This window comes from Phenylobacterium sp. (assembly GCF_036821595.1).
Classification (GTDB): Bacteria; Pseudomonadota; Alphaproteobacteria; order Caulobacterales; family Caulobacteraceae; genus Phenylobacterium.
This window is the reverse complement of sequence record NZ_DAISJG010000001.1, coordinates 68,720-93,449: the sequence shown is the minus strand read 5'-3', so window position 1 is coordinate 93,449 and position 24,730 is coordinate 68,720. Positions and strand designations below refer to the sequence as shown.

Here is a 24,730-nt window from a genome sequence, read left to right as displayed (position 1 = left end):
CGCCCGGCGGGTGCTACAGGTTCGCCCAACGTCCTTTCGGGAAGCCTCCATGCTCCGCACCGCCCGCGCCGCCGGTCTCGCCGTCTTCCTCGCCACCACCGCGCTTTCCGGCGCCGCGCTCGCCCAGGCCGCGCCGGCCGCGGTGCGGACCGAGACCCCGCCCATCGTCTACAAGGAGCGCACCCTGCCGAACGGGCTGAAGGTGTTCACCTCGCTCGACCGCACCACGCCGAACGTATCGGTGCAGGTCTGGTACGGCGTGGGCTCCAAGGACGACCCGCAGGGCCGCTCGGGCTTCGCCCACCTGTTCGAGCACATGATGTTCAAGGCCACGAAGAACCTGCCGGCCGAGAGCATCGACCGGATGACCGAGGACGTGGGCGGCTTCAACAACGCCTCCACCTACGACGACTTCACCAACTACTACGAGGTGGTGCCGGCCAATCACCTGGAGCGCCTGCTCTGGGTCGAGGCCGAACGGCTGGGCTCGCTCGTGGTCGACGAGGCGGTCTTCAAGTCCGAGCGCGACGTGGTGAAGGAGGAGCTGCGCCAGCGGATCCTCGCCAGTCCCTACGGCCGCCTCTTCGGCCTCTACCTGCCGCAGGCGACCTACACGACCCACCCCTACAAGCGCCCCGGTATCGGCTCGATCGAGGAGCTGGACGCGGCGACCATCGACGACGTGCGGGCCTTCCATCAGGCCTACTACCGGCCGGACAACGCCGCGCTGATCGTGGTCGGCAACTTCGACGAGGCGAAGCTGAACGCGTGGGTCGACAAGTACTTCGGCCCGTTGAAGCGGCCGGCCCAGCCGATCACGCGGGTCACCGCCGTGGAGCCGCCGCGCACCGAGCCCGGCGTCTTCAACGGCTACGGGCCGAACGTTCCGCTGCCGGCCCTGGCCATCACCTGGAAGGGCCCCGCCGCCTCGCATCCGGACGCGCCGGCGCTGACGGTGCTCGACGCCATCCTCTCGGCCGGGAAGTCGTCGCGGCTCTACAACAGCCTGGTCTATGAGCACCAGATCGCCGCCGAGGCCTTCTCCGTCGCCGACCTGCCGGCCCAGCCGGGCATGTTCGGGGTCGGCGCGATCATGGCCAGCGGCAAGACCCTGGAGGCTGGCGAAGCGGCCCTGATGGCCGAGGTGAAGCGCCTGCGCGACGCCCCGCCCACGGCGGCCGAACTGGCGGAGGCCAAGAACGAGCTGATCGCCGGCAAGCTGCGCGAGCGCGAGACCATCGACGGCCGCGGCTTCGCGCTCGGCTACGCCCTGCTGGTGGACGGCGACGCGGCCAAGGCCAACACCGAGGTCGCCGACCTCGCCGCGGTCACAGCCGCCGATGTCCAGCGGGTGGCCAGGAAATACCTCGCCGACAACGGTCGCATGGTGATCCGCTACCGCGCCGAGAGTGAGCGGCCGGCCACCGAGACCGCGCCCGCGCCGGCCACGCTCCCGAAGACGGTGGCCAAGTACGACGGGCCTGTGTTCGCGCTCGCGCCGGAGGGCCAGCGCGTCGCGCCGCCGCCCCTGGCCGAACCGGTCGCGCCGGTGCTGCCGAAGCCGGTGGAGCGCACCCTGCCGAACGGCCTCAGGGTCATCGTCGCCCAGTCCTCGGACCTGCCGCTGGTCACCGCCGACCTGACGGTGAAGGTCGGCGCCTGGGCCGATCCGCACGGGCTGGCCGGCACCGCCGCCATGACCGCCAACATGCTCACCGAGGGCACGAAGACCCGCTCCGCCCAGCAGGTGGCGAGCCAGGCGGAGGCGCTGGGCGCCACGCTCTCCTCGGGCGCGGCTTTGGAGGCCTCGTCCGTGACCCTCAACGTCATGCCCGACAAGCTGGACGCCGCCATGGCGATCATGGCCGACGTGGCGCGGAACCCCGCCTTCGCCGCCGAGGAGCTGGAGCGCCAGCGGCAGCAGGCGCTGGACGGCCTCGCCGTCGCCTACCAGGAGCCGGGCAGCGTCGCGGGCTTCGCGGCCGCGCCCGTGGTGTTCGGCGGCACGCCGTTCGGCCACGTCCCGACCGGCACCCCGGCCTCCATCGCCAGGCTGAAGCCGGAGCACCTCATGGCCATCCACAGCGCCTGGTTCCGCCCCGACAACGCCATCCTCGTGCTCACCGGCGCGATCACTCCCGAGCAGGGCTTCGCGCTCGCGGAGCGGGCGTTTGGCGACTGGGCGAAGCCGTCCGCTCCGCTGGCCGCCGCCCCGGCCGTGCGGCCCGTGGTGCGGCCCCGCGCCGTGGCCATCGACCTGCCCGGCACCGGCCAGGCCGCGGTGACGGTGGTGGGTCCAGCCATCGCCCGCAGCGACCCCGACTACTATCCGGGCGTGGTCGCCGCGACCGTGCTGGGCGGCGGCTACTCGGCGCGGCTGAACCAGGAGATCCGCATCAAGCGGGGCCTGTCCTACGGGGCCCGGGCCCGGCTCTCGACCGGCCGCACCACCGGCTCCTTCTCGGCGAGCGCCCAGACCAAGAACGAGTCCGCGCCGGAGGTGCTGGACCTGATCAAGGCCGAGCTGACCAAGCTCGCCGCGGAGCCCGCGTCCGCCGAAGAGCTGAAGGCCCGGAAATCCGTGCTGGTGGGCGGCTTCGGCCGCGAACTCGCCACCACCGACGGCCTGGCCGACATCCTGGGCAACCTGGCTCTCTACGGCGTGCCCCTGGACGAGATCACCGCCTACACAACCAAGGTCGAGGCGGTGACGGCGCCCCAGGTGCAGGGCTTCGCCGGCACGGTGCTCGATCCGGCCAAGGCCAGCGTCATCGTGGCTGGCGACGCCAAGGCCTTCGCCGCGCCGCTGAAGGCGAAGCTGCCCGGCCTCGAGGTCATCCCCGTGGACCGGCTGGACCTGGACTCGGCCAGCCTGAAGAAGGGCGACTAGAGCCCGGACGCCTGGCGCTCAGGGGTTGCGCTGCGTCCAGCGGCCGAGGTCGCGCTCGCGGCCCATGAGGGCGAGGCCCGAGGCGATGGATTCCAGCTCCGCGCCCGTCTCGATGCGCTCGCGCGGGAACCGGCGGTGGAAGATGTCGCGCACGGCCGGCACCAGGGACGAGCCGCCGGTCAGGAAGATGCGGTCGATCCCGTCCGGCGGCAGACCCGCCGCGTCCAGGGCGCGGTCGACCGCCGCCTCGATCTGGGCGAGCTCGGGCGCGATCCAGCCCTCGAACTCGCGTCGCGCCACCTCCCGCCGGATGGCGATCGAGCCCGCCTCGAACCGGAACTCGGCGGCCTCCCGTGAGGAGAGCGCCACCTTCAGGTCCGAGACCGCGCGGTAGAGCCGGTAGCCGTAGTTCTCGTCGAGCGTCTCCACGAGCCGGGCGATCTTCTCCGGCTCGGTCGCTTCGCGCACCAGCTTGCGGATCTCGCGCATGTCGCGGCTGGCGCGCATCAGGGCGAGCTGGTCCCAGCGGGCGAAGGCCGAGTAGTAGCGGTTGGGGATCGGCAGGACCTTGCCGAAGCTCTCGTAGCTGGAGCCCTTGCCGAGCTCGGGCGAGACCAGCTGGTCGATGATCCGGTAGTCGAAGGCGTCGCCCGCCACGCCGACCCCGGAGCGCCCGAGCGGGGTCGAGCGGATCTCGCCCCCCTCACGCTCGAAGCGGATGATCGAGAAGTCGCTGGTGCCGCCGCCGAAGTCGCCCACCAGCACGGTGGCGTCGTGGTCGAGCTCGCGGGCGAAGAAGAAGGCCGCGCCGACCGGCTCGTAGGCGTAAAGGATCTCGGTGAAACCCATGCGCCGGAAGGCGGTCTCGTAGCGCTCCAGGGCCAGCGCCTCGTTGGGCGAGCCGCCGGCGAAGGTCACCGGCCGCCCGACGATCACCCGCGAAGGCAGGTCGGCCATCTCCGGGCCCGCGTAGTCGCGCAGCTTCAGGAGGAAGGTGGAGAGCAGGTCCTCGAACCGGTAGCGGCGTCCCAGCACCTGGGTCTCGGTGAAGCTCTCCTGGGCGGCGAAGCTCTTGAACGACTGGATGAACCGGGTTTCGGCCGGGTCTTCGACATAGGCCTCGATCGCCCAGGGGCCGGCCGCGATGGTCCGTTCCGAGGGGTGTTCCGGCGGCGCGTGGAACGACAGGCAGGAGCGGAAGGCGAAGAGCTCCCCTTCCGGGGCGGGAAACTTCACCAGGTGCGCGGGGCCCGCGCCGTCGGTCAGCGCCACCACCGTGTTGGTGGTGCCGAAGTCGATGCCGAGCGAAAGGGCGGCCGTCATCGCGCGCTCCGGGGTTCCGGCTGTCCGTTGGGGGGCGCGCCAAGTAGCAGAACGCGCCCCGCGGCGGCTACCCCTCGTCGACGTCGAGCGCGCGGTCGTAGGCGGCCATGGTCGCCATGTGCAGGATCCGCGACACCGAGGCCGAGAGCGGGGTGATCTGCACCGCCTTGTCGAGGCCCAGCAGGATCGGCCCGATCACCGTCGCCCCGCCGAGCGACTTGAGCAGCTGGGTGGAGATCGCCGCCGAGTGGATGGCGGGCATGATCAGCACGTTGGCCGGGCCGGACAGCCGCATGAAGGGATAGTTGCCCCGCCGGGCCGGCTCGAGCGCGATCTCCGGCGGCATCTCGCCCTCGTACTCGAAGTCGACGCCGTCGTATTCGTCCAGCATGGCCACGGCCTCGCGCACCTTCTCGGAGCGCTCGCCCATGGGGTTGCCGAAGGTGGAATAGCTCATGAAGGCCACCCGGGGCGTGTAGCCCAGGGTGCGGACCGCATTGGCCGCCTCGATGGCGATCTCCACCAGGTCTTCGGCCTCGGGCATCTCGGTGACGTTGGTGTCGGCGATGAACAGGGTGCGGCCCTTGGCCAGGACCACGCTCATGCCCATCACCCGGCCGCCTTCGGCCGGATCGATCACCCGCAGCACCTCCTCCAGCGCCTGGTCGAAGTTGCGGGTCACGCCGGTGACCATGCCGTCGGCGTGGCCGAGCGCCACCATGGAGGCGGCGAAGGAGTTGCGGTCCTGGTTGATCAGCCGCTGGACGTCGCGGCGCAGATAGCCCTCGCGCTGCAGGCGCTCGTAGAGGTGGTCGACGAACTCGTCGTTCCAGTGCGAGGAGCGGGCGTTGACGATCGAGAGCCCGGCCTCCGCCGGGTCGAGGCCGGCCAGGCGCATGTTCTCGTGCACCAGTTCCTCGCGGCCCACCAGCACCGCCTCGCCGAGGCCGCCCGACTGGAAGGCGTAGGCGGCGCGGATGACGCTGGGCTCCTCGCCCTCGGCGAACACGATCTTCTTCTTGGGCCCCGCGAGCACAGCGCCCTGCAGCTTCTGCAGGAAGGCCGCGGTCGGATCGAGCCGCTGGGCCAGCGCGGCCCGGTAGGCGTCCATGTCCTCGATCGGCTTGCGGGCGACGCCGGTGTCCATGGCCGCCTGGGCCACGAACGGCGGGATGTACCAGATCAGCCGCGGGTCGAAGGGCGTCGGGATGATGTACTCCGGCCCGAACTTCAGCTGGGCGCCGTGGTAGGCGGCGGCCACCTCGTCGGGCACGTCCTCGCGGGCGAGCTGCGCCAGCGCGTTCGCGCAGGCGATCTTCATCTCCATGTTCACGCGGCGGGCCCGCACGTCGAGCGCGCCGCGGAAGATGTAGGGGAAGCCCAGGACGTTGTTGACCTGGTTGGGATAGTCCGACCGGCCAGTCGCGACGATGGCGTCGGGGCGGACCTTGTAGACCTCCTCCGGCGTGATCTCCGGGTCGGGGTTGGCCATGGCGAAGATGATTGGCTTGGCCGCCATGGTTTTCACCAGCTCGCCGTCCAGCGCGCCCTTGGTGGACAGCCCGATGAACACGTCGGCGCCTTCCAGCGCCTCGGCCAGAGTGCGCCGGTCGGTGTCGACCGCGTGCGCGCTCTTCCACTGGTTCATGCCATCGGTGCGGCCGCGCCAGAGGACGCCCTTGGAGTCCACCGCCAGCACGTTCTCGTGGCGCACGCCCATGGACTTGATCAGCTCGAGCGTGGCGATGCCCGCCGCGCCGGGTCCGTTCAGCACCACCTTCACGTCGGCGATGTCGCGGCCGGTGATGTGGCAGGCGTTGATCAGGCCGGCGGCGGTGATGATCGCCGTGCCGTGCTGGTCGTCGTGGAACACCGGGATGTCGAGCAGCTCCTGCAGCTCGGTCTCGATCCGGAAGCACTCGGGGCTCTTAATGTCCTCGAGGTTGATGCCGCCGAAGGTGACGCCGATGTTCTTGACCACCGTGATGATCTCGTCCGGGTCGGTGGCCGAGACCTCGATGTCGATGGCGTCCACGTCGGCGAAGCGCTTGAAGAGGACGCCCTTGCCCTCCATCACCGGCTTCGAGGCGAGCGCGCCGAGGTTGCCCAGGCCCAGGATGGCGGTGCCGTTGGAGATCACCGCCACCAGGTTGCCCTTGGACGTGTAGTCGTAGGCGCTCTCCGGATCCTCGGCGATCTTCAGCACCGGCACGGCGACGCCGGGCGAATAGGCGAGGCTCAGGTCACGCTGGGTCGCCATCGGCTTAGTGGCCGCGATGGCGATCTTCCCCGGCCGGGGCTCGCGGTGGAAGCTCAGCGCCTCCTCGTCCGTGAAGGTGCGTCTGTCGTCGCTCATGGCCGGCGAGGTGTCCTGAGGCGGGTAAGAGGGCGCGCAACCTACCCACCCGAAATCCCACAAACAACCTTTGCCGTGACGTCACGCCCCGGCGCGCCCCCGGCCCTGCCGGGGCGAGAGGCGTGTCGGGACGAAGCCAGGGCTCAGCCGGCGCGGGCCCAGCGGCTCGTCCGGCCCTCCGGGGTCAGGAGCAGGAGGCCGGTGACCCGGCCCGCCCCGTCGCGTTCAAAGCGCATCCGCAGCGGCGTGGCCGCGCCGTCGACAAAGAACAGGTCTCCCGCCAGCGGGACCAGCAGGAGAGGCGGCCGCCGGCCGGTGCGGACGACGAGGCGGCCGTCCTCCACCGCCACGCGTCGCGAGCCGTAGTCTCCGGCGTAGGCGGCCAGCGCCGCCGGATCGACCGCGGCCGGGCTGAGCGCCTCGGCCGCCCATTGCGCCTCGACCGCGCCGACGCCGGAGGCGGCCTTGCGGATCTCGCCCAACGCCAGGGCCCGGGCCCGGGCCGAGGCGTCGCCAGCCGGGACGACGACGTCGGGCGTGACGCCGGTCCCCTCCCAGTTGGTTCGGGTGATGGGGTTCACCGGCCGTCCGGTGGCCACGAACACCCGGAAACCGTCGCCTGCGGGGGCGAAGTCGCCGGGATTGGCCGCCCCGCCGCTCGCCTCGCCGACCACCACGGCGCGCTTCGCCGCCTGCAGGGTGTAGGCGAAGCTCTCGGCCGCCGAGCCGGTGCGGGCGCTGGTCAGGATGTAGAGCGGCCGATCGAGCACGCGCGGGCCGCGCACCTCGTACGGCGGCGTCTCGTGGGCGTCCGGGCCGCGGCTCTTGAAGGTGTTGTAGATGTCGGCGCCTCGGGGGACGAAGTAGCTGGCCAGGTAGCCCACCATGGCCGGCGAGCCCCCGCCGTTGTCGCGCAGGTCGACGATCACCGCGTCGGCGCCGGCGATCATGGCCATGGCCGCGTCGGCCCGGGCGCGGGCGGGCGCGTCCTCCGCGCGAAAGCCCGCGAAGTAGCGCAGGTCGATCAGGCCGATGTTGCCGGGAAGCACCTCCACGGCGCGGAAGCCGTAGTTGGCGCGGCGATCCCGGTCGGGGTCCTCCAGCACCCGCTGCGGGCCGCCGGGGCTCGCCGATACGCCCTGCGGCGCCTGCCACTGCACCTGGAAATGGCCGTCGAGCGGCCGGAGCCGTGCGGTCAGCGCTTCCGCGAGGTCGAGGGGCGCGGTGTGCCGGTCGTAGGCGCCGCGGGCGGCCTCGGCCTTCAGCTCCGCGGCGATCTGCGCCCCGCGGGCAGGATCGTAGAAGTTGGCCGCGATCTGGTCGGCGACCCGGTCGACCACGGCCCGCGGCTGGGCGGCCTGGCCGGGTGACCCCAGCAGGATGGACACGGTCGCCACGGCGGCCAGCAGAAATGTGCGCATGAAAGCTCCTTACGCCCCCCGACGTGAAGCTAGGCCACCCGGCGCGCCGGCTTCGGTCGAAGACGGGCGCGGATTCGCCGGAAACCGGCGTGTCGGGCTCCGCCATTGACCAAAGGCGGCCGGTCGCGAGACTAGCGGCCTCGCTTGCCCGTCGGAGAGTTTCCCCTGACCAGTCCCATCCGGATCGCCATCGCCGGCGCCAACGGCCGCATGGGCCGCGCCGTGGCCGCCGCCGTGCAGGCCGACCCGGCGCTCGCGCTCGCCGCCCGCTTCGACCGGCCGGGCGCGACGGGAGAGGGGCTCGTCCCGCAGGACGAGGCGCTCGCCGCCTGCGACGTGGTGATCGACTTCACCACGCCCGCGGCCTCCGCCCAGCTCGCCGCGCGCTGCGCCACGCGAGGGGGCCCCGCCCTGGTGGTCGGCTCCACGGGCTTTTCCGACGAGCAACTCCAGCACATCGCCGAGGCCGCGCGTCAGATCGCCATCGTCCGGGCCGGCAACTTCTCCCTCGGCGTGAACATGCTCATGGGCCTGGTGCGGCAGGCGGCCCGCGCCCTGCCCCCTGAGGCCTGGGACATAGAGGTGTTCGAGGCCCACCACCGCCGCAAGGTGGACGCCCCCTCCGGCACCGCGCTGATGCTGGGCGAGGCCGCCGCCGAGGGCCGCGGCGTGGGCCTCTCCCAGGTCGCCCGCCGCGCCCGCGACGGGATCACCGGCGAGCGGCCGGTGGGCGAGATCGGCTTCTCCGTGGCCCGCGGCGGCGGCATCGTCGGCGAGCACAGCGTCACCTTCGCCGCCGAGGACGAAATCCTCACCCTGTCGCACTCCGCCCGGGACCGCAGCCTCTTCGCCCGCGGCGCGGCGGCGGCGGCCCGCTGGGTCGCCGGCCGGCCCGCCGGCCAGTACGACATGCAGGACGTGCTGGGCTTCACCGGCGGCTAAGCCCGCCGGACTAGCTGGCGCCGGTGCTCCCGAAGCCGCCGGCGCCGCGGGCGGTCTCCTCGAGGCTCTCGACCTCCTGCCAGCGGCCCTGGACGACAGGCGCGATCACCAGCTGGGCGATCCGGTCGCCGCGGCGGATGTGGACGTCCTCCTCGCCGAGGTTGATCAGGATGACCTTCACCTCGCCCCGGTAGTCGGCGTCGATGGTGCCCGGCGTGTTCAGGCAGGTGACGCCCTGCTTGGCGGCCAGACCCGAGCGCGGCCGCACCTGGCCTTCGAAGCCCTCGGGCAGGGCGAAGGCGAGGCCGGTGGGCACGGCGAAGCGCGCGCCGGGCTTAAGCGTCAGGGGCTCGTCGTCGGGGACGGCGGCTCGCAGGTCCATGCCGGCGGCCTGGGCGGTCTCGTAGGCCGGCAGCGGCAGGCCCTCGGCGTGCGGCAGGCGGACGATGGGAATGGTCGGGGTCACTGGAACTCCTCGGCGATGCGCTGGGCGAGCCTCCGGGCCACCTCACCCTTGGCCATGCGCGCCCATCGCTCGAGTCCGGCCTGGCTGACGATGGACACCGCGTTCTCGTCCCCGCCCATGACGCCTTCGACGCTGACGTCGTTGGCGACGATCCAGTCGCAGCCCTTCCGGGCGAGCTTGGCGCGGGCGTGGGCCTCCACGTCGTTGGTCTCGGCCGCGAAGCCCACGACCAGCCCCGGCCGCTGCGCCGCCTTCGACAGCGCAGCCAGGATGTCGGGGTTCTCCACCAGCGCGATCGGCGGCGGCCCGCCCTCGCCCTTCTTGATCTTCCGGGCCCCCTGGCTCTCGGGGCGCCAGTCGGCCACGGCCGCCACGCAGACGGCGATGTCGGCCGGCAACGCCGCCTCGCAGGCGGCCAGCATCTCGCGGGCCGTCTCCACGTCGACGCGCCTCACCCCGGCCGGGGCGGGCAGGGCGGTGGGTCCGCTCACCAGGGTGACCTCGGCGCCCAGGCCGGCAAGCGCGGCGGCGATGGCGTAGCCCTGCTTGCCGGACGACCGGTTGGTGATCAGGCGCACGGGGTCGATGGGCTCGACGGTGGGCCCCGCCGTCACGATGGCCCGCCGGCCCGCCAGCGGCCGGCCCGCCGCTCCGAGCGCCGCCATGGCCGCCTCGAGAATCGCGGCGGGCTCGGCCATCCGGCCCGGGCCGTACTCGCCGCAGGCCATGGCCCCCTCGTCCGGGCCCACGAACAGGACGCCGTCAGCCCGCAGGGTCTCCAGGTTCCGCTTCGTCGCCGGATGCTCCCACATGCGGACGTTCATGGCGGGCGCCATCAGGACCGGCTTGTCGGTGGCCAGCAGGGTCGTGGAGGCGAGGTCGTTCGCCAGGCCGTTCGCCGCCCTGGCCATCAGGTCGGCCGTGGCCGGGGCCACCACCACCAGGTCGGCGGATCGGGAGAGTTCGATGTGGCCCATCTCCGCCTCGTCGGTGAGCGAGAACAGGTCGGCGTAGACCTTGTCCTCGGCCAGCGCCGAGAGGGACAGCGGGGTGACGAACTGCGCCCCCGCGGCGGTGAGGATCGGCCGCACACCGACGCCCGCCTTGCGCAGCAGCCGGGTGAGCTCGAGCGCCTTGTAGGCCGCGATGCCGCCGCCGACGATCAGGAGAATCCGCTGCTCGGCCAAGCGCCCGCACCCCGTGGAAGAGGGCTCCGATTTAGGGCAAGCGACGGGACTCGACAAACCCGCAGACCTATGTTCTTTCTTTGTTCCAGCTCGACCTTATCGAGGAGAAGAGAGGATGGCTGGCTTGAAGTGGGCGCTGACGACGGCGCTCGGGACCTCCGCGGCGCTGGCCCTGCTGGCCGGCTGCGACAACGGCCCCTCGGCGGTGGCCGACCGGTCGCAGGCCGCCGGCACGCAGATGGCCACGGCGGCGGCGCCGGCGGCGAGGGCGGAGACGCCGCGGGCGGACCGCCGGGACGAGCCTGTGAAGCTGGTGGACGGCAAGCCGATGTGGTCGGCGAGCCGGCGCTACTCGGCCGAGGAGAACGCTCGGCGCGCCTTCGAGCGCAACGGCGAGGCCTTCGGCGCCCGCGACCTCGACCAGTTCGTGCGCAAGGCCCACGCCTTCGTCGAGCATCCGCCGGCCGGCACCCAGACGCTCACCCGGGCGAACGGCGACGTCCTGCTCTACGACCCGAAGGGCAACGTCTTCGCCGTGGCCAGCAAGGCCGGCGCGCCGCGCACCATGTTCAAGCCGGACGAGGGCATGGCCTACTGGGAAGCGCAGAAGACCCGCGAGGCGCGCCGCCAGACCGCCAGCCGGGAGCGGCGCGAGCGGGACGACGAGGCCTAAGCTAGCGCAGCAGCAGGCCTGCCAGGAAGGCGGCGCCGGAGGCCAGGGCGCCGAGCGCGAACCACAGGAGGGCGCCGCCCCCGCGCCGCTCCTCCACCACCGCCACGGCGGTGGGCGCGGGCGGGTTCTCGGCGAGGCGGGCGAGATTGCGGACGGCGGTCTCGGCCTCCTCCGCGAGGCGCCGGACGCGGGTGGCCGGCGACAGCTCGCGGGCCATCCAGCGGCGCACCACGGGATCGGCGGCGGCCCAGATGTCGTGGTCCGGGTCGATCCGGCGGGCCACGCCCTCCACGGTCATCATGGTCTTCTGCAGGAGCACGAGCTCGGGCCGCAGGCGCATGTCGAACAGGGCGGTGATCTCGAACAGCTGGGTCAGCACCCGGCTCATGGGCACGTCGGCCGCCGCCCGGCCGAAAATCGGCTCCCCCACGGCCCGAAGCGCCTGGGCGAAGGCCGCCACGCTGTGGTGGGACGGCACGTAGCCGGCGTCGAAGTGGACACGGGCCACCTGCTGGTAGTCGCGCTGCAGGAAGCCCCACAGGATCTGGGCCAGGTAGCGCCGCTCCGGCGCGCCGAGCCGGCCGATGATGCCGAAGTCCACCGCGGTCACTTGGGCGGGCGCGGCCACGAACAGGTTCCCCTCGTGCAGGTCGGCGTGGAAGACGCCGTGGTCGAGGGCCTGGGCGAGGAAGGCGCGGATCAGGTTGTCGGCCAGCTGCTTGCGGTCGAGGTTGGGCTGGGTCAGCGCCTCGGCCTCGGACAGCGGCCAGCCCTGCGCCCACTCCATGGTCAGCACCCGCTTGCCGACGCCCTCCCAGACGACGGTGGGGACGCGCATGTAGCCGTCCTTGGCCATCACCTCGCCGAGTTCGTCGGCGCCGGCCGCCTCCAGGCGCAGGTCCAGCTCCAGCTCGGTGGCGCGGATCACGGTAGCGGCGAAGCCCCGGGGCTCCAGGCGGCGCGCCGGCGGGACCCAGCGGTCCACCAGCCGGGCGGCGAGCGCCAGCACCTCGGCGTCGTCCGCCACGCGTCGGGCGATGGCGGGTCTCAGCACCTTCACCGCCACCTTGCGGCCGTCGAGCAGCACGGCCTCGTGGGCCTGGGCCAGGGAGGCCGCGGCCACCGGCTCCCCGAAGGTCGCGAACAGGCTCTCCACCGGCCGGCCGAGGGCATACTCCACCTCGGCGCGGGCCACGGACGTGGGGAAGGGCTCCAGCCTATCCTTCAGCCGCGACAGGTCCTCGGCGAACTGGCCGCCGAAGATGTCGGCGCGGGTGGAGAGCAGCTGGCCGAGCTTGATGGCCACCGGGCCCAGGCGCTCCAGGGACCGCGCCAGCCGCTCGCCCGGCCGGCCCTGGCGCGCGCCGCGGCCGGAAAGCATCCGCAGGGCCCGCGAGAGCGTCCGCACGCCGCCGTCGTAGAGGGGATCGAGCTCCCGCGGCAGGAGCGCGTCGTTGCGCACCAGCATCCAGGCCGCGCCGATCAGCCGCCCGAAGGCTCCGGGTCCGCTCATCGCCGGCTCAGATGGCCCGCGCCGTGTGCAGCGCCGCCACCCCGCCGGTGAAGTTGGTGTAGCCGACCTGGGAGAAGCCGGCCTCGCCGATCATGGCCGCGAACCGGCGCTGGTCGGGGAATCGGCGGATGCTCTCCACCAGGTACTGGTAGGACTCCCGGTCCTTGGCCACCAGCCGGCCGATCTCCGGGATCACCTTGAAGGAATAGGCGTCGTAGGCCTTCTGCAGGGCCTCGGTCACCGGGCGGGAGAACTCCAGGCAGAGGAACCGGCCGCCCGGCTTCAGCACCCGGCGGGCCTCCCGCAGCGCCCTGGAGATGTCGGTCACGTTGCGGATGCCGAAAGCGATGACATAGGCGTCGGCGCAGCGGTCGGGCAGCGGCAGGGCCTGGGCGTCGCCCACGGCCCAGGCGATCTCCGGCTCGAACTCGCGCTCCCGTCCGGCGGCGATCATCTCGGCGTTGTAATCGACGACGAAAATGCGGGCGTCCTCGCCGCCTCGCCGCTCCTGGACGCGGCGGGCCATCCGCGCAAACCGGCGGGCCATGTCGCCGGTGCCGCCGGCGCAGTCGATGATGGTCTCGCCCGGCTGCGGGTTCAGCCGGGCCGCCACGGCGTCCTTCCAGAGCCGGTGCACCCCCGCGCTCATCAGGTCGTTCATCAGGTCGTAGCGGCGCGCCACGCGGTCGAACACGCCGCGCACGAGCCCGGGCTTGGCGGCGGGGTCGACGTCCCTGAAGCCGAAGGTGGCGGATCCGGTCATGGCCTGCCTATTAGACGCCAAGGCCTTGGCGCGCCATCCCGCCCGTGCCAAGCGTGGACCATGCCCGAACTTCCCGAGGTCGAGACGGTGCGCGGGGGCCTGGCGCCCGTGCTGGAGGGCCACCGGCTGGCCCGCGTGGAGGCGAGACGCCCCGACCTGCGCTTCCCGCTGCCCGAGAACTTTGTCCAGACGCTCACCGGGGCGACCGTCGTCTCGTTGAACCGCCGGGCGAAGTACCTGATGGCGCGGCTCGACCGCGAGGACACGCTGGTCATGCACCTGGGCATGAGCGGCCGCTTCGAGATCGCCCGCCCCGAGGGCTCGTCCCGCCCCGGGCAGTTCCACTACGCGCCGGACCCCGATCCCAGGCACGCGCATATCGTCTTCGAGACCGAGGCGGGGACGCGGGTGACCTACTACGACCCGCGCCGCTTCGGTTACATGGGCCTGGTCAACACCGCCCTCATCGACCTGCACCCCTGGTTCGCGGCGCTGGGCCCGGAGCCCCTGTCAGACGCCTTCGACGCCGACCATCTCAAGACCGCCTTCGCCGGACGCAGGCAGGGCCCCAAGACCCTGCTGCTCGACCAGCGGATCGTGGCCGGACTCGGCAACATCTACGTCTGCGAGGCCCTGCACCGGGCCCGGATCTCGCCGTTCAAGCCGGCGGGCCGCATCTCGAGGCCGAGGCTCGCCGGGCTGGTGGACGCCATCAAGGCGGTGCTGGCCGAAGCCATCGCGGCGGGCGGCTCCACGCTCCGCGACTACGCCCAGGCGGACGGGGCCCTTGGGTATTTCCAGCACAGCTTCCGGGTCTACGACCGCGAGGGGCGGCCCTGCCCGAACGAAGGCTGCAGGGGCGCCATCGACCGCCAGGTCCAGGCCGGCCGCTCCACCTTCTACTGCCCGGTCTGCCAGAAGTGAGGGCCTGGCTTCAGGTCGCGGCCCTCGCCCTGTGCGCCGCCCTCGCCGCCGGCTGCGCGCGCGCCGAGCCGCCGGTGTGGGTGGTGTCGGACGGGGATTCCGAGCTCGTCCTGTTCGGCTCGGTCCATGTGCTGCCGCCCGACGTCGACTGGGCCTCGCCCGTGCTGGACCGGACGCTGAAGCGCGCAGACGATGTGTGGTTCGAGCTGCCGGTGGACCCGGCGGTCGCCGAGGAGAGCTCGCGCACGGCGCTCCGTCTCGGCCTGCTCCCGCAGGGCCAGAGCCTGTCGAAGCTCCTGAAGCCGGAGGACGCCCAGCGCATGGCGCGGGTCGCACAGGCGTACGGCGTCGATCCGGCGATGCTGGAGGCCTTCCAGCCCTGGCTGGCGGAGATGGCGCTGGCCGGCGCCGCCTTCCGCCGGGCGGAGGCGACCGACGAGAACGGGGTGGAGGAGGCGGTGTCCGCCGCCGCGCCGCCGTCGGCCGAGCGCCGGGCGTTCGAGACCCCGGCCGAGCAGATCGGCTTTTTCGTGGGCGCGCCCATGGCCGAGCAGATCGCCTCCCTGAACCAGACGGTGCGCGAGATGGAGGACGAGCCGGACGAGTTCACCCTGCTGGTCCAGGCCTGGGCGTCGGGAGACCTCGAGGCGATCGAGCGCCAAGCGCTCGACCCGCTGCGCCGGGTCGCGCCGACGCTCTTCCGCCGGCTGGTGACCGAGCGCAACGCCCGCTGGACGGTCACCCTCGACCAGCGGCTGAAGGGCAGCGGCCGGACGGTGGTGGTCGTGGGCGTGGGCCACCTGATCGGACCCGAGGGCCTGCCCGCGCGGCTCCGGGCGCTTGGCTATTCGGTGAAGGGGCCTTAAGCCGCCGTCCCAAGGAAGCGGAGGCGCGCATGAGTTACGAGACCCTGATCGTCGAGACGAAGGACGGCGTCAGCCTGGTCCGGCTGAACCGCCCGGAGGCGCTCAACGCCCTGAACTCCACCCTGCTGGGGGAACTCGCCCGGGCGCTGGACGCCGCGGAGGCCGACGACGCCGTGCGCTGCGTGGTGCTCACCGGCTCGGACCGGGCCTTCGCCGCCGGGGCCGACATCAAGGAGATGAGCGACAAGTCCTACGCGGAGATGTTCAGCCAGAACTTCTTCGCCGCGGCCGCGCGCCGGATCGAGACCTTCCGCAAGCCCATCGTCGCGGCGGTGGCCGGCTACGCCCTGGGCGGCGGCTGCGAACTGGCCATGCTCTGCGACTTCATCATCGCCGCCGACACCGCCAAGTTCGGCCAGCCGGAGATCAACCTGGGCGTCGTCCCGGGCATCGGCGGCACCCAGAGGCTGACCCGCTTCGTGGGCAAGTCCAAGGCCATGGACATGATCCTGACCGCCCGGATGATGGACGCGGCCGAGGCCGAGCGCGCGGGCCTGGTCTCGCGCGTGGTCCCGGCCGACAAACTGCTCGACGAGGCGATGGCCGCCGCGGCGAAGATCGCCGGCCAGTCGCCGCTGGCGGTCTCCATGGCCAAGGAGCTGGTGGACGCCGCCTACGAAACCACGCTCACCGCCGGCGTCGCCCTGGAGCGGCGCCTGTTCCACTCGCTGTTCGCCTTCGAGGACCAGAAGGAGGGCATGGCCGCCTTCGTGGAGAAGCGGAAGCCGAACTTCACCGGGCGCTGACGGGTGCGGCTCCTCGCCTTCGGCGACAGTTTCGTCCTGGGCCAGGGCGATCCCGAGCACCTGGGCTGGGTCGGCCGGGCGCTGCGCGAGCGGGCCGAGGTCACCCTCTACAACCTCGGCGTCCGCGGCGAGACCAGCGCCGACGTCGCCCGCCGCTGGCGGGCCGAGACGGAGCCCCGGCGGGTGGCGGGGGAGACGGCGATCGTCTTCTCCTTCGGCGCCAACGACTGCCACCAGGAGGCCGGCGCCCCGCGCGTGGCCGCCGCCCAGACCCTGCTGAACGCGCGCGCCGTGCTGACCGAGGCCGCCAGTCTGGGCCCCGTGCTGATGGTCGGCCCGCCCCCGATGCCGGACCCGGGGGTCTGCGTCCGGCTGGAGACCCTGAACGAGCACCTGAAGACGCTCTGCGGCCGGCTGCAGGCGCCCTTCATCGACGTCTTCCGGCCGCTGTTCGCCGACGGCCTGTGGAACCGCGAGGCCGGCATGCTGGACGGCGCGCACCCAGGCGCGGGCGGCTACCAGCGGATGGCCGAGCTGGTCGCCGCCCATCCCGCCTGGCGGAGCTTCGCCCGCTCGGGCTGAGGCCCCGGAGGCGGATTTGCGCCTCCCGGCATTGACCCGCAGCCGCCGACCCCGTATATCCGCGCCTCCAATTTGCCCGCCCGGCTCCCGGCCGGGCGCGATCCGTTTTGAAGAGCTTTACGAATGGCCAACACGCCCGGCGCCAAGAAGGCGGTCCGCAAGATCGCCCGCCGCACCGAAATCAACACGGCGCGTCGCTCGCGCGTGCGCACCTTCCTCCGCAAGTTCGAGGAAGCCGTCACTTCGGGTGACGCCGGCGCCGCCAAGGCCGCCTTCGTCCAGGCCCAGTCCGAGCTGATGCGGGCGGTGTCCAAGGGCGTCGTGCACAAGAACACCGGCTCGCGGAAGGTCTCGCGCCTGGCCGCCCGGCTGAAGAAGCTCTCGGCCTAGGCCGGCGGCTTCCGCGGGGGCCGGAAAGGCCCTCCGGCAAACCCAGTTTTCCGATCGGAATTGCCAAAGCAGCGCCCCCGCGGGCGCTGCTTTTTCGTGCCTGAATCTTAGTCGGATATGCGACTCCTGCGGCAGATTCGCTCAAGGCCGGGCCGCCAATTCCGGGTTTCCCTAGGCCCTTCAGGGGGTCTCCGGGAGTCAACGAAAATATCCGCAGAAGGCGCGAAGAATCGCCGTTGACCCTCCGATGCCCCCGACTAATCTCAAGCGTCTTACAGGCGTCTTTCCACTTGATCTCGGGCTAATCGAGACGCCGGCGGAGCACATGCAACCGCCGGGTAAGAGCTTGTGTCTGTTGAAGAAAAGGGCCGGCCAAGGCGTGGGGCCTGGGCCGAGAGGGCGGGGTTGAAGAGGATGGTGAACGGGGGGGCTGCGGGAGCTATGGCTGAAGCGCCGGTCGGTGCGGTCTGGATGAAGACCTGCCAGGTTCTCAAGCGCGAACTCGGCGAAGCGACCTTCGGCTCGTGGCTGGGTCAGGCTGCTCTGCGGGAGACCGGAGACGAGGTGTGCCTGGTGGCGGCGACGGGGGTCGCGCGCGACTGGATCCGCCGGCACGCCTGGCGGCGCATCGGCGAGCTGTGGGCGCAGAACGATCCGCTGGGTCGCCGGCTTGACCTGAAGTCCCGCATGGAGATGGATTCCGCCGGTGCGGTCGCGCCGCCGCCGGCCGCGGCCCCTCGGGCCGCCAACGCGCCGGTGATCACCCCGGAGGTCTTCGAGGTGGAGGCGGAGGCCGCGCCCGTCGCCGCCCGCCAGGGACGCCTGCTGGGCCTGCAGGAGCGCTTCTCCTTCGACACCTTCGTGGCCGGCCCGGCCAACGAGTTCGCCTTCGCCGTGGCCCGGCGGGTGGCCTCCTGGGCCGACGGCCACTTCAACCCGGTGCTGTTCCACGGCCCCTACGGCTTCGGGAAGACCCACCTGCTGAATGCGCTCGCCTGGGAAGCCATGCGCAACGCGCCGGAGAAGCGGGTCGTCTACCTGACCGCCGAGCGCTTCACGACGACCTTCGTGAAGGCCCTGCAGGATCGTCAGACCCAGGCGTTCAAGGACGAGCTCCGCAACGCCGACCTGCTGCTGATCGACGACGTCCACTTCGTGGCCGGCAAGCCGACCACCCAGGAGGAGCTGTTCCACACCCTGATCGCCCTCGTGGAGGATGGCCGCCGCGTGGTGATGACCGCCGACCGCTCGCCCACCGAGCTGTCGGAGATGGAGCCCCGCCTGCGCTCGCACCTGCAGGCCGGCCTGGTCTGCGGCATCGAGCCGGCCGACCGGGCGCTGCGCCTGGGCATCCTGGAGCGCAAACTGGCCACCCTGGCCCAGCAGGGCCGCTTCCTGCCGTCGGCGCGCCCGGACGTGCTGCAGTTCCTCGCCGACCGCTTCACCGACAGCGTCCGCGAGCTGGAGGGCGCCCTGAACACCCTCGTGGCCCGGGTCGGCGCCGATGTGGCCCGCCTGACGCTCGACGAGGCCCAGTCGATCCTGCGGCCGCACCTCTCGTGCAACGAACGGAAGGTGACGGTGGACATGATCCAGAAGACCGTCGCTGAGCACTACAACCTGAAGCAGGCGGACCTGATCAGCGAGCGGCGCGCCCGCGCCGTGGCCCGTCCGCGCCAGGTCGCCATGTGGCTGGCCAAGCAGATCACCACCCGCTCGCTGCCCGACATCGGCCGCCGCTTCGGCGGGCGCGACCACACGACCGTCCTGCACGCCGTGCGCCGCATCGAGTCCCTGAAGGCCGAGGATGCAGGCATCGCGCGCGACCTGGACGTCCTGCTGCGCAAGCTGCGCGGGTAGGAAGAGCTTCGAGGAGAGACGAAGCCGAGGGCCCGCCGCGAGGCGGGCCTTTTTCGTTCGCCCGGATCGGCGCGGAACCCTGACGGACGAGCCGCTGAACAACGCCCGGGACCTGGTGGCGGGCGGCTCCCGGCCTGACCGCCGGCGCCTGCCCGATGGGCAGCCTGGCCGGAACTGCCGTCCGGCCCGGGGCGCGACTACGCCTCCGCCGCGTCAGCCGCTAGGCTGTCTGAGAATTTGAACGGGCGCGAGGGCGGCGTGCTGGAGATCCGCGAAGACGACCTGTCGGGAGCGCCCGTGCGGGCGCTGCTGGCGCTGCACCTGGCCGGCATGCACGCCAATACGCCGCCTGAGCACGTCTTCGCCCTCGATCTCTCCGGGCTGCAGCGGCCCGGGATCACCGTCTGGACGGCCTGGGAGGGGCCGGCGATCGCCGGTGTCGGCGCGCTGAGGGCGCTTGGCGACGACGCGGGCGAGGTGAAGTCCATGCGCACCCATCCCGACCACCTGCGCAGGGGTGTGGCCGCCGCCCTGCTGGAGCGGATCATCGCGGAAGCCCGCGCCCGTGGCTTCACCCGCCTGAGCCTGGAGACGGGCCGGGGGCCCGCCTTCGAGCCGGCGCTGGCGCTCTACCGCCGCCGTGGCTTCCGCGACGGCGCGGCCTTCGCTGACTATGCCCCCTCCGGCTTCAGCCAGTTCCTACACCTGGACCTGTAGGGCACGAAAAAGGGCGGCCGGATCGCTCCGGCCGCCCCTCGTCGTTCGGGCCCTGAGGCCGCGGCGCGCTTAAGCGTCGGCGGTCTCTTCGGCCTTTTCGGTCTTCGACAGGTCCTCGCCGGTCTCCTGGTCGACGACCTTCATGGAAAGGCGGGTCTTGCCGCGGTCGTCGAAGCCCAGAAGCTTCACCTTCACCTGCTGGCCTTCCTGCAGCACGTCCGAGACCTTGCCGACGCGCTCGTTGGAGATCTGGCTCACGTGGACCAGGCCGTCCTTGGCGCCGAAGAAGTTCACGAAGGCGCCGAAGTCGACGATCTTCACGACCTTGCCGGTGTAGATCTGGCCGACCTCGGGTTCCGAGGCGATCGACTTGATCCAGTCCTTGGCGGCCTCGATCTTGGCGGCCTCGGCGGCCGCGATCTTGATCGTGCCGTCCTCGCCGATGTCGATCTTGGCGCCGGTCTTCTCCACGATCTCGCGGATCACCTTGCCGCCCGAGCCGATCACTTCCCGGATCTTGTCGACCGGAATCTTGATGGTCTCGATCTTCGGCGCGAACTCGCCCAGCTCGGCGCGGGGCGCCTCCATGGCCTTGTTCATCTCACCGAGGATGTGATCACGGCCGCCCTTCGCCTGTTCGAGGGCCTTGCGCATGATCTCCTCGGTGATGCCGGCGATCTTGATGTCCATCTGCAGCGACGTGATGCCGTCCGCGGTGCCGGCCACCTTGAAGTCCATGTCGCCGAGGTGGTCCTCGTCGCCCAGGATGTCCGACAGGACCGCAAAGCCGTCCTTCTCGAGGATCAGGCCCATGGCGATGCCGGAGACCGGCTTCTTCAGGGGCACGCCCGCGTCCATGAGGGCCAGCGAGGAGCCGCAGACCGAGGCCATGGAGGACGAGCCGTTGGACTCGAAGATCTCCGAGACCAGGCGGATCGTGTAGGGGAACTCCTCGGCGCTCGGCAGCATCGGGCGGATGGCCCGCCAGGCGAGCTTGCCGTGACCGACTTCACGCCGCCCCGGAGCGCCCATGCGGCCCGTCTCGCCCACCGAGAACGGCGGGAAGTTGTAGTGCAGCATGAACTTCTCGAAGTACTTGCCTTCGAGGGCGTCGATCAGCTGCTCGTCGTCGCCGGTGCCGAGCGTGGCGACCACCAGGGCCTGGGTCTCGCCGCGGGTGAACAGCGCCGAGCCGTGGGCCCGGGGCAGGACGCCCACTTCGCCGACGATCTGGCGGACCTGGTCGACCTTGCGGCCGTCGATGCGCACGCCGGTGTCGAGGATCGAGCGGCGGACGATGTCGGCCTCCAGCTCCTTGAACACGCCGATCAGCTTGAGCGCGTCGATGCCGGCCGGGTTCTCGTCCGACTTGGCGAAGGTCTTGACGGCCTTCTCCTTGGCCGCGGAGAGCGCGGCGTGGCGCTCGGTCTTGCCCATGATCTTGTAGGCGGCGGCCAGGTCCTTGCCGATCGCCTTCTTCACTTCGGCCTTCAGGGCCTCGGTGTCTTCCGGCTGGAAGTCGAAGGGCTCCTTGGCGGCGTGCTCGGCCAGTTCGATGATCGCGTCGATCACCGGCTGCATGCCGGCGTGGGCGAACATCACGCCCTTCAGGACCTCGTCCTCCGACATCTCCTTGATCTCGGACTCGACCATCATGACGGCGTCATGGGTGCCGGCGACCACCAGGTCCATCCGGCTTTCCTTCATCTCGTCGAGCGTCGGGTTGAGGATGTACTCGCCGTCGACGAAGCCGACGCGGGCGCCGGCGATCGGGCCCATGAACGGGGCGCCGGAGAGCACCAGGGCGGCCGAGGCGGCGACCATGGCGACGACGTCGGGATCGTTCTCGAGGTCGTGGGCCAGCACCGTGGTGACGACCTGGACTTCATTCTTGAAGCCCTTGACGAACAGCGGCCGGATCGGACGGTCGATCAGGCGGCTGGTGAGGGTTTCCTTCTGCGAGGGCGCGCCCTCGCGGCGGGGGAAGCTGCCCGGGATCTTGCCCGCGGCGTAGAACTTCTCCTGGTAGTTCACGGTGAGGGGGAAGAAGTCCTGGCCCGGCTTCGCCTGCTTGGCGAAGACGGCGGTGGCCAGCACCATGGTCTCCCCGTAGGTGGCGAGCACCGCGCCGTCGGCCTGACGGGCCATGCGGCCGGTTTCGAGCGTGAGCGTCTTGCCGCCCCACTCGATGGTCTTTCTCTTGATGTCGAACATTCTGGCTTCTTTCTCATCCCGCGGGCGTATTCCCGGCGGGGGCGGACAGGGGATCGGTCTTCCGAAATCCTCTCCAATGAACAGGCGGGGTGAGGATTTCTCTCGAACCCTCGGCGTATGGATGGGCGCCCCAGGCGAAGGGGCGACCCGGGCGCCGCATGGGTCCCCCGGCCTGTTTTCGGAGGAGCGGCAACTTTCTTAAGACCCGCCGGCCCGGCTTTCGCAACCGGGCCTGCGGGCAACTTGGCGTGAGCCGTCTAGCGGCGCAGGCCGAGCGTCTCGATCAGCGCCTGGTAGCGCGCCGGATCGGACTTCTTCAGGTGATCCAGGAGGGACCGGCGCGCGGACACGAGCTTCAGCAGCCCGCGACGCGAGTGGTTGTCCTTCTTGTGGGTCTTGAAGTGCTCGGTCAGGTTCGCGATCCGCTCGGACATGATCGCCACCTGGACCTCGGCGCTGCCCGTGTCCGCTTCGCCGCGGGCATGGGTCTTGATCACTTCAGCCTTACGTTCGGCCGTAATCGACATCGGGTTCGTCTCCGCTCTTTTCAAGATGGAAGACCCGCGAGGGTTCGAGCCGGCCCGCGCGCATCTCGCAGAGGGCGACGACCGAACCGCCCGACATGGCTGAAACGGTGCGCGAGCCCGGCTTGAGCCTGGCTTTCACCGCTTCGACCTGTCGGGGAACGAGAACGATCGACCGTCCCTGCTTCAATCGGAAGGCGTCTTCATCGGTCACGGCCAGCGCCGGGATGTCGTCCAGCGCGGTCTCGACCGGAAGCAATGCCTCCGAATGGCGGGCCTTATGCCCTAAATCCTCAAGCAATTCCAGCGTCACGGCGGACTGCTCGGTGAACGACCCGACGCGGGTGCGCCGCAACTCGCTCACATGGCCGCAGGCGCCCAGCGCCTCGGCCAGGTCGCGGACGATCGCGCGGACGTAGGTGCCCTTGCCGCAGGCGATCTCCAGGGTGACGTGGTCGGGATCGGCGGCGTCCACCACCCGCGCCTCGTGGATCACCACGATGCGGGATTTCAGCTCCACCGTCTCGCCGGCGCGGGCCAGGTCGTAGGCGCGCTCGCCGTCCACCTTGATGGCGGAATAGGCCGGCGGCACCTGCTCGATCTCGCCCACGAAGCGCGGCAGCACCGCCTCCACCTGCGCCAGCGTCGGGCGCACGTCGGACTCGGCCAGGGTTTCCCCCTCCCGGTCGTAGGTGGCCGTGGTGCGGCCCCAGGCGATGGTGAAGCGATAGGCCTTGTCGGCGTCCATCAGGAAGGGGACGGTCTTGGTGGCCTCGCCCAGGGCGATCGGCAGGACGCCGGTGGCCAGCGGGTCCAGAGTGCCTGCGTGCCCCGCCTTCTGGGCGTTGAAGATCCGCCGGATGCGGCTCACCGCGTGGGTGGAGGTGAGGTCGTAGGGCTTGTCGAGGTTCACCCAGCCGGAGACCGCGTCCCCCTTCCTGCGGCGGCCCATCAGTCCTCGTCCTTCCAGCTCTCGGAAGGCTCGTCGGGGGTCAGGTCGCGGCGCACGCGCGGGTCGTCGAACAATCGGTTCATCCGCGCGGCCTCGTTGAAGCTCTCGTCGTGCAGGAACTTCAGGTCCGGGGTGAACTTCAGCTCGATGTGCCGGCCCAGCCGCCCGCGGATGAACTTGGCGTGGCGGTTCAGGCCGCTCACCACCGCCTCGGCATGGGCGCCGCCCAGCGGCTCCACGAAGATTGTGGCGTGCCGCAAGTCGGGGCTCATGCGCACCTCGGTGACGGTCACCGAGACGCCCTCGAGGGCCGGATCGGTGATGTCCTCCTCGCGCAGGATCTCGACGAGGGCGTGGCGGACGAGCTCGCCCGCGCGCAGCTGGCGCTGGGACGGGCCCTGGGCCGCCCCGCGGTTGGTGTGGGAATGACGTGACATGGCCGTGCTTTCGAGTGCCTGGGGCGCGGATCGGACGCGCCGCCTCAGGGGAAGGGCGCGCTTCTAGTGCCCGCGGGAGCCGGCGTCCACCCCTGTTCGGTTCACGCGCCCGTGCGCGCGCGGAAGAAGGCGATGACGTCCTGCTCGGCGCGCTTGGTCTCGCCGTCCTCGCGCAGGTTGATGGTCAGCACCGAATGCGGGTGCGGCAGGCCCCCCGGCCGGGCCTCGCCCGGGTCGATCGTGCGGCCCTCGAAGCGCGGACCGAGCGCCTCGGCGTAGGCGGCGAAGCGCGCGTCGGGCACATGCGGATCGCCGGAGAAGCGCAGGCCGATGACAGTGAGGTCCTCCGCCTCCAGCCGGCGTCGCGCGCAGGCGACCTCGGCGGGCGAGGCGTCGATCCGGGCCCCCCGGGCACGTCCGCCGGGGCCGAGGGTCATCGGCAGGGAAGGCTGGGACAGCACCGGCGCCACCACGGCCGGCTCGGTCATCATCGCCAGGGCGAAGCCGCCGGTGAAGCACATGCCGACGGCGCCCACGCCCTTGCCGCCGCAGTCATGGTGGGCGCGGCGGGCGAGCGCGCGCAGCCAGTCGACGATCGGACTGGACCGGCCGCCGGCCCAGACGTTGAACTCCCGGCGTATGCAGAGTCCGCCGATCATGGTGGCGACGGCGCCCGGATGGGTCGCCGGGCGCCCGGGCACACCGAACAGGCTCGGGCAGTAGACGGTCATCCCGGCCGCCGCCACGCGGTCGGCGAAGCGGATGACGTCGGGGTGCAGGCCGGGCATCTCGTGGATGACGATGACCGCCGGGCCCGCGCCCCGCCGGTAGACGGGCCGCATCCAGGGGCCGTCGGCGAACTCGAACCGCTGGTACGCCGAAAGCGCCGCCTCGTAGCCCATGCCGGCCTCCCCCTTTAGGCAA

General features: G+C 71.5%; 22 protein-coding genes. 10 read left to right on the top strand and 12 right to left on the bottom strand.

The window, feature by feature from the left end:
- Positions 1 to 49: 49 nt before the first annotated feature.
- Positions 50 to 2,890 carry a M16 family metallopeptidase gene (locus V7Z97_RS00450; RefSeq protein ID WP_334160655.1) on the top strand — a complete coding sequence of 947 codons (2,841 nt, stop codon included), beginning with the start codon at positions 50 to 52 and terminating at the stop codon, positions 2,888 to 2,890.
- 18 nt (positions 2,891 to 2,908) lie between these two features.
- Here V7Z97_RS00450 and V7Z97_RS00445 read toward each other — a convergent pair whose 3' ends face one another.
- The 3 genes from V7Z97_RS00445 to V7Z97_RS00435 all read right to left on the bottom strand — a co-directional run bounded on the left by V7Z97_RS00445 (position 2,909) and on the right by V7Z97_RS00435 (position 7,990).
- Entirely contained in the window at positions 2,909 to 4,213 is a 1,305-nt protein-coding gene (locus V7Z97_RS00445; RefSeq protein ID WP_334160654.1) for an Hsp70 family protein, read from the bottom strand.
- Positions 4,214 to 4,280: 67 nt separating this feature from the next.
- Positions 4,281 to 6,569, bottom strand: a complete 2,289-nt coding sequence (locus V7Z97_RS00440) for an NADP-dependent malic enzyme (protein WP_334160651.1) — start codon at positions 6,567 to 6,569, stop codon at positions 4,281 to 4,283.
- Between the two features lie 143 nt (positions 6,570 to 6,712).
- Positions 6,713 to 7,990, bottom strand: a complete 1,278-nt coding sequence (locus tag V7Z97_RS00435; protein ID WP_334160650.1) for a S41 family peptidase — start codon at positions 7,988 to 7,990, stop codon at positions 6,713 to 6,715.
- A 165-nt stretch (positions 7,991 to 8,155) separates the two neighbouring features.
- On the opposite strand from V7Z97_RS00435, the gene dapB reads away from it, so the two are divergent.
- Positions 8,156 to 8,932, top strand: coding sequence for a 4-hydroxy-tetrahydrodipicolinate reductase (gene dapB / locus V7Z97_RS00430; RefSeq protein ID WP_334160935.1), 777 nt, complete (start codon positions 8,156 to 8,158; stop codon positions 8,930 to 8,932).
- A 10-nt stretch (positions 8,933 to 8,942) separates the two neighbouring features.
- Here the strand turns inward: dapB and dut are convergent, their stop codons facing one another.
- Both dut and coaBC read right to left on the bottom strand, forming a co-directional pair.
- Entirely contained in the window at positions 8,943 to 9,398 is a 456-nt protein-coding gene (dut, locus tag V7Z97_RS00425; RefSeq protein WP_334160649.1) for a dUTP diphosphatase, read from the bottom strand.
- Positions 9,395 to 10,585 carry a bifunctional phosphopantothenoylcysteine decarboxylase/phosphopantothenate--cysteine ligase CoaBC gene (coaBC, locus tag V7Z97_RS00420; protein WP_334160648.1) on the bottom strand — a complete coding sequence of 397 codons (1,191 nt, stop codon included), beginning with the start codon at positions 10,583 to 10,585 and terminating at the stop codon, positions 9,395 to 9,397. The genes dut and coaBC overlap by 4 nt, the downstream gene beginning before the upstream one ends.
- Before the next feature lie 115 nt (positions 10,586 to 10,700).
- On the opposite strand from coaBC, the gene V7Z97_RS00415 reads away from it, so the two are divergent.
- Positions 10,701 to 11,258 carry a hypothetical protein gene (locus V7Z97_RS00415; RefSeq protein WP_334160646.1) on the top strand — a complete coding sequence of 186 codons (558 nt, stop codon included), beginning with the start codon at positions 10,701 to 10,703 and terminating at the stop codon, positions 11,256 to 11,258.
- A gap of 1 nt (position 11,259) precedes the next feature.
- Here V7Z97_RS00415 and ubiB read toward each other — a convergent pair whose 3' ends face one another.
- Positions 11,260 to 12,771, bottom strand: coding sequence for a 2-polyprenylphenol 6-hydroxylase (ubiB, locus tag V7Z97_RS00410; RefSeq protein ID WP_334160644.1), 1,512 nt, complete (start codon positions 12,769 to 12,771; stop codon positions 11,260 to 11,262).
- A 7-nt stretch (positions 12,772 to 12,778) separates the two neighbouring features.
- Positions 12,779 to 13,534 carry a class I SAM-dependent methyltransferase gene (locus V7Z97_RS00405; RefSeq protein WP_334160643.1) on the bottom strand — a complete coding sequence of 252 codons (756 nt, stop codon included), beginning with the start codon at positions 13,532 to 13,534 and terminating at the stop codon, positions 12,779 to 12,781.
- A gap of 60 nt (positions 13,535 to 13,594) precedes the next feature.
- On the opposite strand from V7Z97_RS00405, the gene mutM reads away from it, so the two are divergent.
- From mutM to V7Z97_RS00370, 7 genes are all read left to right on the top strand, one after another.
- A complete protein-coding gene (gene mutM / locus V7Z97_RS00400) occupies positions 13,595 to 14,458 on the top strand; it encodes a bifunctional DNA-formamidopyrimidine glycosylase/DNA-(apurinic or apyrimidinic site) lyase (RefSeq protein WP_334160641.1) in 864 nt (287 codons plus the stop codon).
- Positions 14,455 to 15,324: a TraB/GumN family protein gene (locus V7Z97_RS00395; protein ID WP_334160640.1), complete on the top strand. Its 870-nt coding sequence runs from the start codon at positions 14,455 to 14,457 to the stop codon at positions 15,322 to 15,324. Before mutM ends, V7Z97_RS00395 begins: the two co-directional genes overlap by 4 nt.
- Before the next feature lie 29 nt (positions 15,325 to 15,353).
- Positions 15,354 to 16,130 carry an enoyl-CoA hydratase gene (locus V7Z97_RS00390; protein ID WP_334160639.1) on the top strand — a complete coding sequence of 259 codons (777 nt, stop codon included), beginning with the start codon at positions 15,354 to 15,356 and terminating at the stop codon, positions 16,128 to 16,130.
- A gap of 3 nt (positions 16,131 to 16,133) precedes the next feature.
- A complete protein-coding gene (locus tag V7Z97_RS00385; protein ID WP_334160637.1) occupies positions 16,134 to 16,712 on the top strand; it encodes a GDSL-type esterase/lipase family protein in 579 nt (192 codons plus the stop codon).
- Positions 16,713 to 16,835: 123 nt separating this feature from the next.
- The gene (gene rpsT / locus V7Z97_RS00380; protein ID WP_334160635.1) at positions 16,836 to 17,102 is read left to right on the top strand and encodes a 30S ribosomal protein S20; all 267 of its coding nucleotides are present in this window, start codon (positions 16,836 to 16,838) and stop codon (positions 17,100 to 17,102) included.
- A 414-nt stretch (positions 17,103 to 17,516) separates the two neighbouring features.
- Positions 17,517 to 18,962: a chromosomal replication initiator protein DnaA gene (gene dnaA, locus V7Z97_RS00375; RefSeq protein WP_334160933.1), complete on the top strand. Its 1,446-nt coding sequence runs from the start codon at positions 17,517 to 17,519 to the stop codon at positions 18,960 to 18,962.
- Positions 18,963 to 19,199: 237 nt separating this feature from the next.
- The gene (locus V7Z97_RS00370) at positions 19,200 to 19,679 is read left to right on the top strand and encodes a GNAT family N-acetyltransferase (protein ID WP_334160634.1); all 480 of its coding nucleotides are present in this window, start codon (positions 19,200 to 19,202) and stop codon (positions 19,677 to 19,679) included.
- A gap of 69 nt (positions 19,680 to 19,748) precedes the next feature.
- Here the strand turns inward: V7Z97_RS00370 and pnp are convergent, their stop codons facing one another.
- The 5 genes from pnp to V7Z97_RS00345 all read right to left on the bottom strand — a co-directional run bounded on the left by pnp (position 19,749) and on the right by V7Z97_RS00345 (position 24,708).
- Positions 19,749 to 21,893: a polyribonucleotide nucleotidyltransferase gene (gene pnp, locus V7Z97_RS00365; protein ID WP_334160633.1), complete on the bottom strand. Its 2,145-nt coding sequence runs from the start codon at positions 21,891 to 21,893 to the stop codon at positions 19,749 to 19,751.
- A gap of 257 nt (positions 21,894 to 22,150) precedes the next feature.
- Positions 22,151 to 22,420 carry a 30S ribosomal protein S15 gene (gene rpsO, locus V7Z97_RS00360; RefSeq protein ID WP_325459271.1) on the bottom strand — a complete coding sequence of 90 codons (270 nt, stop codon included), beginning with the start codon at positions 22,418 to 22,420 and terminating at the stop codon, positions 22,151 to 22,153.
- Positions 22,398 to 23,369: a tRNA pseudouridine(55) synthase TruB gene (gene truB, locus V7Z97_RS00355; protein WP_334160631.1), complete on the bottom strand. Its 972-nt coding sequence runs from the start codon at positions 23,367 to 23,369 to the stop codon at positions 22,398 to 22,400. Before truB ends, rpsO begins: the two co-directional genes overlap by 23 nt.
- Complete coding sequence (gene rbfA / locus V7Z97_RS00350; RefSeq protein WP_334160629.1) at positions 23,369 to 23,806, bottom strand: 30S ribosome-binding factor RbfA; 438 nt, start codon at positions 23,804 to 23,806, stop codon at positions 23,369 to 23,371. The genes truB and rbfA overlap by 1 nt, the downstream gene beginning before the upstream one ends.
- A 101-nt stretch (positions 23,807 to 23,907) precedes the next feature.
- Positions 23,908 to 24,708 (bottom strand): dienelactone hydrolase family protein, encoded by an 801-nt coding sequence (locus V7Z97_RS00345; protein ID WP_334160628.1) that lies wholly within the window; start codon positions 24,706 to 24,708, stop codon positions 23,908 to 23,910.
- Between the last annotated feature and the right edge of the window lie 22 nt (positions 24,709 to 24,730).

Excerpts from the sequence above, each read along its gene's own strand:
- dnaA (WP_334160933.1), top strand. The coding sequence starts at position 17,517 with ATGGTGAACGGGGGGGCTGCGGGAGCTATGGCTGAAGCGCCGGTCGGT.
- rbfA (WP_334160629.1), bottom strand. The coding sequence starts at position 23,806 with ATGTCACGTCATTCCCACACCAACCGCGGGGCGGCCCAGGGCCCGTCC.
- rpsT (WP_334160635.1), top strand. The coding sequence starts at position 16,836 with ATGGCCAACACGCCCGGCGCCAAGAAGGCGGTCCGCAAGATCGCCCGC.
- ubiB (WP_334160644.1), bottom strand. The coding sequence starts at position 12,771 with ATGAGCGGACCCGGAGCCTTCGGGCGGCTGATCGGCGCGGCCTGGATG.
- V7Z97_RS00435 (WP_334160650.1), bottom strand. The coding sequence starts at position 7,990 with ATGCGCACATTTCTGCTGGCCGCCGTGGCGACCGTGTCCATCCTGCTG.
- pnp (WP_334160633.1), bottom strand. The coding sequence starts at position 21,893 with ATGTTCGACATCAAGAGAAAGACCATCGAGTGGGGCGGCAAGACGCTC.
- V7Z97_RS00390 (WP_334160639.1), top strand. The coding sequence starts at position 15,354 with ATGAGTTACGAGACCCTGATCGTCGAGACGAAGGACGGCGTCAGCCTG.
- V7Z97_RS00440 (WP_334160651.1), bottom strand. The coding sequence starts at position 6,569 with ATGAGCGACGACAGACGCACCTTCACGGACGAGGAGGCGCTGAGCTTC.
- V7Z97_RS00345 (WP_334160628.1), bottom strand. The coding sequence starts at position 24,708 with ATGGGCTACGAGGCGGCGCTTTCGGCGTACCAGCGGTTCGAGTTCGCC.
- mutM (WP_334160641.1), top strand. The coding sequence starts at position 13,595 with ATGCCCGAACTTCCCGAGGTCGAGACGGTGCGCGGGGGCCTGGCGCCC.
- truB (WP_334160631.1), bottom strand. The coding sequence starts at position 23,369 with ATGGGCCGCCGCAGGAAGGGGGACGCGGTCTCCGGCTGGGTGAACCTC.
- V7Z97_RS00415 (WP_334160646.1), top strand. The coding sequence starts at position 10,701 with ATGGCTGGCTTGAAGTGGGCGCTGACGACGGCGCTCGGGACCTCCGCG.
- V7Z97_RS00450 (WP_334160655.1), top strand. The coding sequence starts at position 50 with ATGCTCCGCACCGCCCGCGCCGCCGGTCTCGCCGTCTTCCTCGCCACC.
- rpsO (WP_325459271.1), bottom strand. The coding sequence starts at position 22,420 with ATGTCGATTACGGCCGAACGTAAGGCTGAAGTGATCAAGACCCATGCC.
- V7Z97_RS00405 (WP_334160643.1), bottom strand. The coding sequence starts at position 13,534 with ATGACCGGATCCGCCACCTTCGGCTTCAGGGACGTCGACCCCGCCGCC.
- V7Z97_RS00445 (WP_334160654.1), bottom strand. The coding sequence starts at position 4,213 with ATGACGGCCGCCCTTTCGCTCGGCATCGACTTCGGCACCACCAACACG.